The following is an 8580-nucleotide window of genomic DNA, read 5'->3' on the forward strand; positions in this document are numbered from 1 at the left end:
AATCGTCTCATCCGACGCCGCCAGACCGTCCGCCAGACTCAACTGACCCAAAACACGATCCGCCATCCCGAATCTCCCTGCTCCAACCTTCACCACAGAATCACCGTTCGGCTTCTGTGCAAAGGTCCCACAGGGGGAGAAGGGAAGAGGCAGGCGCGCTACACCGGCCGATATACCTTCTCCGCCGTGTTCCAAAAAATGTCCGCCTCTGCCGCCGCGCCATGCTTCGCAACCGCCTTCCGGTGCGCCTTGATCAATTCCGCATGGCTGGTCCAAAGTTTCTCGATCGGGAAGTTCGAGCCGAACATCAGATGATCGCTGCCGAGGATGTCGATCGCGTTGTCGACGATGTAAGCGATCAGCGCCGGGTCGTTGCGGTGGACGAAGGTGCCGAGGCCGGAGAGCTTGGCGTAGAGGTTGGGTGCGGCTGAAAGCGTGCGCAGACCGGCTTTCCAGGCCTCCGTGGTCTCCGGGTCCATGCCGATCAGCATGCCGGCATGGGTGAGGATGAAATTCGTTTCCGGGTTCTCTGCGACAAGCGTCAGCCCGTCCTTCATCTGGGCCGGGAAAAGCTGCAGGTCGAAGGACAGGCCGTAGTCTTTTAGCCGCGCCACATTGGCCCGCACCTTCGGGTCGATGACCTGATCTGCTGAGGCGGCGAAGCGGAAGGCCGGCGTTTCGTGCCAATGCAGTTGCATGCGCACGCCGCGCAGCAGCGGATATTTTTTTAAGCGATCGATCTGGTGGCGGACATCGTCCACCGTCATGTCGGCATAGCCGACGACCGCATGCGGCCAGCCGGTCTCCTCCGCGGTTGTCTGCAGGAAGGCGACCTCCTTCTCGAAGTCTTCCTTCGCCCAGTTGGTCTGGACATAGACCGCCTTCTCGACGCCGGAGCCTTTCTGATCGGCCAGGAATTCCTCGATCGGATAGTCGCGGCGGATCGGCTCGTAGGGTCCGAAGATGCGCGGCACCATCGGCCCGCGCAGCCAGGGCTGATCCTCTTGGCGCCAGATGTGGAAATGCGCGTCGACCGCCTTTTGCATCATGAAGCCCTTTTCCAGATTGCTGCGGCCGCCGGAGCGGGGCGGGCGAGCGACAGGATGAAATCGGAGAGACCCGAGATCGACGAGCCGTCGACCAGATCGTCGAGCACCGGCAGGATGGCGCGCAGTGCTGCCGTCGCCGGCTGGAAACGCGGATCGCCGGCCAGCGGCGTCGCCAGCGAAAGCCGGAAGGCGCGGGCGCTCAGCCGGCGCATCGCCATTTCCAGCTCGGCATGATCGCCGCGCTCCAGCGCGTCCGACAGGATGACAATCGCTGCCCCGCGCGCGAAAGCGGAAAAGCGCGGCACCGACAGGAAGGCGAGCAGCGTCGGTCCCATCCGGGTGCCGCCGTCCCAGTCGTCGACCAGCGCTGCCACGCGGGCCAGCGCCTGGTCGCGGTCGCGGATGCGCAACGCCCCGGTGATGCGGGTCAGCCGCGTGCCGAAGGTGAAAATTTCAGCCCGGTCTGCGCCCTGCACCGCCGCATGCGCCAGTTTGAGATAGTCCGATGTATGCAGCTTCATCGAGCCCGACACGTCGATCAGGATCAGCAGCGTGCGCGGCACGGTCTGCCTGCGGCGCAGCAGCGGCGATGGCACATCGCCATCGGCGCTGACGATTTCCCGCAGCGACCGGCGCAGATCGAGCTTGCCGCGTGCGTGCGTGCGCACGGTGCGGAAGGAGCGGCGGGCGGGCAGGGCGGCGGAAAGCTTGCGGCGGAAGGCGGCCAGCCCGTCGCCGTCACGCTGGAAGTCGCGGGCGCTCAACTGTTCGGCGCCGGACGATAGCTCGCCACCTTCCTCCTGGCGCGCCACCTCGCTCTCTTCGTCTCTGGTGCCGCCGTCGTCGTTGATACGGGTTTCCTCGTCGGCCTCGCCTTCGACCACAGCCGCGGTGTTGCCATAGAAATGGCTTTGGAAATGCGCCTCGAATTCATCGCGGCGGTCGGGCGGCGGCGCAAGCGTGGCAAGGGCTGCTTCGCGGATATCGGCCATAGAGCGCGGGCCAAGCAGCGTCACCGCCTGCATGAAGCCGGACACCTGGTCGGGCGCCACCGGAAAGCCATAGCGGCGCAGCAGCCGTCCGAAGCCGAGCAAGGGCGCAGCCGCCCGGGGCAAGGCTGTGGCGCTCACGCCAGTGCCTCCTCGACGATCCGGCCAAGCTCAGGCGCGATGTAGGACAGATCCTCCTCGTCCTTGATCAGCACGCCGATGGCGCGGCGGAACGCTTCCGGCCACGGGCTGCCGCCTTTTTCGAGGATCGTCGCGGCGTTCGCCCATTCGACCGCTTCGGCGATGCCCGGCGGCTTGGCCAGCGGGCGGGCGCGGATGTCGCGCACGGCAGAAGCCACGGCACGTGCGGTCGCCTCGGCGACTTCACCGGCGCGCAGCATGATGATCTCGGCCTCGCGCTCGGCGCCGGGATATGTGATCCAGTGGTAGACGCAGCGCCGCCGCAGCGCTTCCGCCAGTTCGCGGGTGCGGTTCGAGGTCAGGATGACGATCGGCTGCGCCGTCGCGCGGATGGTACCGCGCTCGGGGATGCTGATCTGGAAATCGGAAAGGAATTCCAGGAGCAGCGCTTCGAACTCGTGGTCCGAACGGTCGATCTCGTCGACCAGCAGCACGCGCTTTTCCGGCGCCTTCAGCACCTGCAGAAGCGGCCGTGCGATCAGAAAGCGGTCGTCATAGATGTCTACCTCGTGCTCGCCGGCGTGACGGATCGCCAGCAGTTGGCGCTGGTAGTTCCATTCGTAAAGCGCATGGGCGGCGTCGATGCCTTCGTAGCATTGCAGCCGCACCAGATCGCGTCCGAGCACATCGGCGATCGCCTTCGCCGCTTCCGTCTTGCCGACGCCGGGCGCGCCTTCGAGCAGCAGCGGCTTGCCCAGCCTGATCGCCAGGAAGATGGCGGTCGCCAGGCTCTCGTCCGCCAGATAGCGCGAAGCGGCGAGGCGCGATGCCACCGCCTCCGGCGAGGTCGCGACAGTTTCGGCGCTTCTCTTGGGCATTTCCAACACTCAGTTTGGCGCGCCGGCTTGCGCCTTCAGCGCCCGCAGGATGCGCTCCGGTGTGATCGGCAGCGTGTCGATGCGCACGCCGACTGCGTCGAAAACGGCATTGGCGACCGCCGGGATTTGCGGGTTGGCGCACATCTCGCCTGGCCCCTTGGCGCCATAGGGTCCGTCGGCCGAGGGCCGTTCCAGCACGATGATCTCGGTTTGCGCAAGATCACCCGGTCCCGGCATCAGATATTGGTTGAAGTCGGTGCCGCCATGATCGCGATTGGGATAATAGGGTTCGGTCGTCTCGTAGAGCGCGTGGCTGATGCCCATCCACGAGCCGCCGACAAGCTGCTGCTCGACCATTTTCGGGTTCAGCGCGCGGCCGATCTCAAAAACGTTCTTGACCGTCAGCACGGTGACCTCGCCGGTCTCGTCATCAACCTCGACCTCCGCCACCGTGCAGGCATGCGCATAGCAGGTCGACGGCTTCATCGCGCCGGTCTCTTTTTCGGGGTACGAGCGCGGGATGAGGAACATGCCACGGCCGGAAATCGAGCGGCCGCGCTTGAAATGCGCCGACAGCGCGACATCGAAGATCGAGATCGATTTCTGCGGCGCGCCCTTGACCAGGATATTGCCCAAGCCGTCGGTCTCGAGGTCCGAGGCATTCACTTCCAGCTCCTCGGCCGCCACTTCCAGCATCACCTGGCGGGCTTCCCTGGCCGCCTGGATGACGGCGTTGCCGGCGCGATGCGTGCCGCGCGAGGCGAAGGTGCCCATGCAGTGCGGACCGGTGTCGGTGTCGGCAGTGTCGACGACGACGCGGTCGGTCGGCACGCCGATCGTCTCGGCGCAGATCTGCGCCATGATCTGCTTCATGCCCTGGCCGAGATCGACGCTGGAAAGCGTGACCATGAAATTGCCGGTCGGGGTCGAATGCACCAGGGCCTGGGTTGGGTCGCCGCCGAGATTCATGCCGGTCGGGTAGTTGATCGCGGCCACGCCGCGTCCGCGCCTGATCGCCATCTCAAGCTCCCTTCGCGTAGGAGGACATGGCCAGATATTTTTCCGCCACCGGCCAGTTGGCGGCGCGCGACGCTTCCTGCATGCACTCGATCAGCGCGGCCCCTTCCGTCGGTTGGCGATGCGCTTTCATGTCGCCATCGCGGTAGGCGTTGATGAAGCGGAATTCGAGCGGGTCCATGCCGATCAGCCGGGCGAGCTTGTCCATCTGCACCTCCAGCGCGAAATCGCCGATGGTGACGCCGAAGCCGCGCATGGCGGAGGACGGCGTGCGGTTGGTATAGACGCAATAGGTGTCGATCCAGACATTCGGGATCGAGTAGGGGCCGGGATAATGCCCCGCGCCCTTTTGCGCGCCATAGGGTGAATGGCGCGAATAGGCGCCGGCATCGGTGTAGCCGGTGACCTTGCGGGCGACGATACGGCCGTCCTTCATGACGCCGTCCTTGATGACGACCTTTTCCGCCGCGCGCGGCGAGGAGATCTGCATCTCCTCCTCGCGGCTGTAGATAAAGGAGACCGGACGTCCGGTGAGCTTGGCGCCGAGGATGGCGATCGGCTCGACGATGACGTCGACCTTGCCGCCAAAGCCGCCGCCGACGGTGCCGCCGACGAAATGCAGTTTGTTGCCGGGCATCTGCAGGATGATCGAGGCATTGTCGAGGGTGAAGAACATCGCCTGCGTGTTGGTGTAGCAGGTGAAGCGATCATTGCCCTCCGGGGCGACGATGCAGCCTGTCGTCTCGGTCGGCGCGTGCTCGATCGGCGAGGACTGGTAGGTCTGTTCCAGGATGTGATCGGCGCCGGCGAAGCCGGCTTCGACATCGCCGAAGCGCACCTTGCGGCATTCGCCGCTGTCATAGAGGTAATAATTCTGGCCGTGATATTCGTTCACGACCGGCGCGCCGGGCTTCAGCGCTTCCTCCATGTCGAAGACGGCCGGCAGCACCTCGTAATCGACCTTGACCTTGGCGGCGGCTTCCTGGGCGGCACGCTCGGTCTCAGCCAGCACTGCCACCACCGCCTCGCCCTTCCAGCGCACCTTGCCGTCGGCCAGCACCGTCTCGTCCTCCGGCCCGATCTGGATCAGGATCAGGATGGTGTAGACATTGTGCGGCACGTCCTTGGCGGTCAGGATTTTCACCACGCCTGGATGTTTTTCCGCCTCTGATATGTCGATGCTGCGGATGCGGGCGTGATGGTGCGGACTGCGCACCATCTTCAGGTGCAGCATGCCGGGAAAGTTGCGGTCGGCGAAATAGGCGGTCTTGCCGGTGACATGACCGGGTGAATCGGAGCGCGGCCGGGGCTGGCCGATCTCGTGCAGATCGTCCTTGCGCTGGTCGGCGAAATAGCTCTTGCGGAGTTCCATCTTTTTTTACTCCCCTCAAGCCGCGTGCTGCGAATTGGACCGTGCGGCGGTCAGCACCGCCTGGATGATCGGCTCGTAGCCCGTGCAGCGGCAGATATTGCCCGACAGCGCCTCGACAACATCCTCGCGGCTGGGGTTCGGCGTGTGGTCGAGCAGAACCTTGGCCGCCATGATCATGCCCGGCGTGCAGAAGCCGCATTGCGTGGCGAAGGCGTCGAGGAAGGCGCGCTGCAAAGGATGCAGCACGCCGCCTTCCGAAAGCCCTGACGTCGTGGTGATGGTCGCGCCGCTGCAGGTTTCGGCCAGCGTCAGGCAGGACAACCTGAGTTCGCCGTCGATGATGACCGAGCAGGCGCCGCATGTGCCTTGGTGGCAGCCGCCTTTCGGCGAGGTGTCGCCGATCTTGTCGCGCAGTGCGTTGAGCAGTGTCGTGCCGCTGTCGATGAATTCGGCCTTCTCCGCGCCGTTGAGCGTGAACTGAACCGGGACCTTTGCCATGTTTTCCTCCTTGCGCGCAGCCAAGCAAGCGCGCGCCCCAATGAGCAATTTCAGCCGAGCAGCAGCCGGCCGAGATGGACCGATAGGACTTCGTTGCGATACCAGGCACTGGCGATCGGATCGGTGACGGGCGAGGTCCCGTCGCTGGCTGCGGCAAGTGCTGGCGCGAGCCCATCGCTGGTGAGTTTCCTGCCGAGCAGCGCCTTTTCTGCCGCCTTGGCGCGCATCGGGCGGTCGGCCATGCAGCCAAGCGCAATCCGTGCCGATGACACGGTGCCTTCCGGCGCCTGTTCGAGCACGGCGGCGATGCTCAGCACCGAGACGCCCTTCGGCTTGACCCTCGACACTTTCAGGAAGCGAAAGCCGCCGTCCACTGGCAAGCTGAAGCCGACCGCGGTGACGATGGCGCGGTGGCTTTCGCGTTTTGCCAGGAAGGTTTCGATCGGCAGGTCACCGCCATCGGTGCTGACGGTGGCATCCAACGCCAGCAGCGCGACGGTGAAATCGCCATAAGGCGTCGGGGCGAAGAGATTGCCGCCGACGGTCGCCATGTTGCGGATCGCCGGGCCGCCGACGGCGCGTGCCGCGTGGGCAAGCGAAGAGAGAGCCGGATGACGGGCGATCGCCGCCATGGTCACCGAAGCGCCGATGCGAACCTCGCTGCCGGAAACAGTGATTGCCGACAGCACCGGTTCGGTCGACCTGATAAGGCTGGAGACCGAGACATCGCCTTCATTGGCGGCGCGCACGACCAGCGTGCCGCCGCCGAGATAGCGGGTGCCGGCGGCTTTCAGCGCCGCATTCGCGTCCTTCACCGTCGAAAAAGTCTGCAATGCAAGCGCCATGGAACGCTCCTGTTTGTCAGCCCAATTCAGTTCAACCTTGACCGGCGAAATGATTCTTCAGGGCGTTGAAGCCGCCCTGGAAAACGTTGGCGCCCATGCCCTCGGCCAATTTGTCGGCCTCTTCCGGAGCAGCGTCGAAGCTGGCGGTCCATTCGGCATAGGTGCGGTCGCCGTCGGTCACCCGCCGCAATTGCAGCGTCGCCTTGTGATTGGTGAGCGGCTGCGGCGTCTCCAGGATGGAATAGCTGACAAGGAAATTGTCGTCGGAGAAGTCGAGCAGCTTTTCGCGGAGACGAGCGCCGCTGGCGAGCTGGAAATTGCGCACGCAGCCGATCGTGCCGGCATCCTTGCCGTCCTCGATATGGCTTTCGACCATGCGCGGATGCCAACTCGGCAGCCCGTTGAAGTCGCGTATGCGCGCCCAGACCTTTTCGACCGGTGCGTCGATGACGCTGGAGATGGTGACTTTCGCCATGTGATCATTCCCTTGCAAATATGTGTGTCGCGAGGGTAGGGCGGCGAGCCTGGCGGCGCTTATCAATGCGTCTTGAACGCCTATCAAATAGTCTGAAAATGGTTCAGGAAATGGCCCGCGCCGCCTCGCGATAGAGCGTCGGCGGAACGCCGACATGGTCGCGGAAGAAGCGCGAGAAATTGCCCTGCGTGGTGAAGCCGAGATTGCAGGCCACTGAGATCAGCGGCTCCTGCGACCACTGCAACTGCCGCACCGCTTCTTCCATGCGCAGCGTGTTCCAATAGACGTTGGGCGTCAGATTGGTCTGCTCCTTGAACAGCGCGAAGAAATGCGGCCGCGACAGGCCGACGCTGCGCGCAACGTCATCGAAGCAGATGCGCTCGCAGACATTGGCCTTCATCAGCTGGATCGCCTTGCGAACGCGGAAGTCCTGCATGGTATGGACGCGGGCGCGCGTCACCGGCGGGGCCGAAGCGTCAGCAGCATCGAGCACGCTGTCGATAAAACGCTCGATCTCGTAATTGGCGATGTCGTCGATGCTCTCATTGTCGCTGAGATGGTCGAGAAGGTTGGCCGCCGCCTTGTGCAGCCATGGCTCCAGCACGATCGCCGGCGTCGAGAACAGCGGCGCGGCGGACGGCAGATCGCGGCGTCGTCGCGCCCAGTCCGGATCGATGTAGAAGGCGAGGAACAGGCCGGGCCGGCCGTCGCGGGACAGAGCGTGGCTGTGCGGCTGGAAGGAATTGATGCCGGCGGCGGTGCCCGGTCCAAGTCGCACCGTCTCGCGGCCGATGGTCATCTCGCCGGCCGTGCCTTCCAGCCAGATGATGATGTGCGCCTCGACATGGGCATGGGTGACGAAGTCGCTGGCGACGTTCAGGACAGAAACATGTCCGAACCGGCCCCAGTAGAGCCTGATCGCTTCCGTCATGGGTATATCCTCCCGCAGGCGACTGGCCTCCCTTCGCCTGCAATGGGGATAGTGCGGCGGGCTTAGTGTCCGCGTCAAGGCACCTGCGCACGCCAGGTGCCTGCGATAAGCTATAGCAGCGGATTTTCAGACTGAGCGATAGCTTAGCGCCCCTTCTCCCCTTGTGAGGGCTTTGCACGGGGAGCGAAGTGGATTTCGGTGGTCAGTGAGGGCCTTTTTGAAGGCCGGCAGAGCGGTTTTCCGCGGCCCTTGCGAGGCCTTTGTCGGTTTAGGCAGCCATCCTGCCGGATTGTGGACGCACTCCTCCCTCATGTCCGCCTCTCATCGGGTGGATAGAGGACGCCAATCATGGTGCGCAGATTGTAAGCGCAGGCGGCCAGTATGC

General features: G+C 64.5%; 9 protein-coding genes. All 9 read right to left on the minus strand.

Going from position 1 to position 8580, the window contains the following annotated elements; all coding sequences use genetic code 11:
* Positions 1-158: 158 nt before the first annotated feature.
* The 9 genes from EN885_RS32705 to EN885_RS32745 all read right to left on the minus strand — a co-directional run bounded on the left by EN885_RS32705 (position 159) and on the right by EN885_RS32745 (position 8195).
* Positions 159-1046 (minus strand): amidohydrolase, encoded by an 888-nt coding sequence (locus EN885_RS32705; RefSeq protein ID WP_164897967.1) that lies wholly within the window; start codon positions 1044-1046, stop codon positions 159-161.
* Positions 1046-2122: a VWA domain-containing protein gene (locus tag EN885_RS32710; protein WP_206616879.1), complete on the minus strand. Its 1077-nt coding sequence runs from the start codon at positions 2120-2122 to the stop codon at positions 1046-1048. The genes EN885_RS32705 and EN885_RS32710 overlap by 1 nt, the downstream gene beginning before the upstream one ends.
* A gap of 53 nt (positions 2123-2175) precedes the next feature.
* Positions 2176-3057, minus strand: a complete 882-nt coding sequence (locus EN885_RS32715; RefSeq protein ID WP_128244360.1) for a MoxR family ATPase — start codon at positions 3055-3057, stop codon at positions 2176-2178.
* 9 nt (positions 3058-3066) lie between these two features.
* On the minus strand, positions 3067-4077 hold the full coding sequence (locus tag EN885_RS34810; protein ID WP_128244359.1) for a molybdopterin cofactor-binding domain-containing protein: 1011 nt from the start codon (positions 4075-4077) through the stop codon (positions 3067-3069).
* 1 nt (position 4078) lies between these two features.
* Positions 4079-5446 carry a xanthine dehydrogenase family protein molybdopterin-binding subunit gene (locus EN885_RS34815; protein WP_128244358.1) on the minus strand — a complete coding sequence of 456 codons (1368 nt, stop codon included), beginning with the start codon at positions 5444-5446 and terminating at the stop codon, positions 4079-4081.
* A 15-nt stretch (positions 5447-5461) separates the two neighbouring features.
* A complete protein-coding gene (locus EN885_RS32730; protein ID WP_128244357.1) occupies positions 5462-5944 on the minus strand; it encodes a (2Fe-2S)-binding protein in 483 nt (160 codons plus the stop codon).
* A 50-nt stretch (positions 5945-5994) separates the two neighbouring features.
* A complete protein-coding gene (locus tag EN885_RS32735; RefSeq protein WP_128244356.1) occupies positions 5995-6789 on the minus strand; it encodes an FAD binding domain-containing protein in 795 nt (264 codons plus the stop codon).
* 31 nt (positions 6790-6820) lie between these two features.
* Positions 6821-7264 carry an SRPBCC family protein gene (locus EN885_RS32740; protein WP_128244355.1) on the minus strand — a complete coding sequence of 148 codons (444 nt, stop codon included), beginning with the start codon at positions 7262-7264 and terminating at the stop codon, positions 6821-6823.
* A gap of 103 nt (positions 7265-7367) precedes the next feature.
* The gene (locus EN885_RS32745; RefSeq protein WP_128244354.1) at positions 7368-8195 is read right to left on the minus strand and encodes an AraC family transcriptional regulator; all 828 of its coding nucleotides are present in this window, start codon (positions 8193-8195) and stop codon (positions 7368-7370) included.
* Between the last annotated feature and the right edge of the window lie 385 nt (positions 8196-8580).

The sequence above is a fragment of the Mesorhizobium sp. M6A.T.Cr.TU.014.01.1.1 genome, from assembly GCF_004022765.1.
GTDB classification, from domain to species: domain Bacteria; phylum Pseudomonadota; class Alphaproteobacteria; order Rhizobiales; family Rhizobiaceae; genus Mesorhizobium; species Mesorhizobium mediterraneum.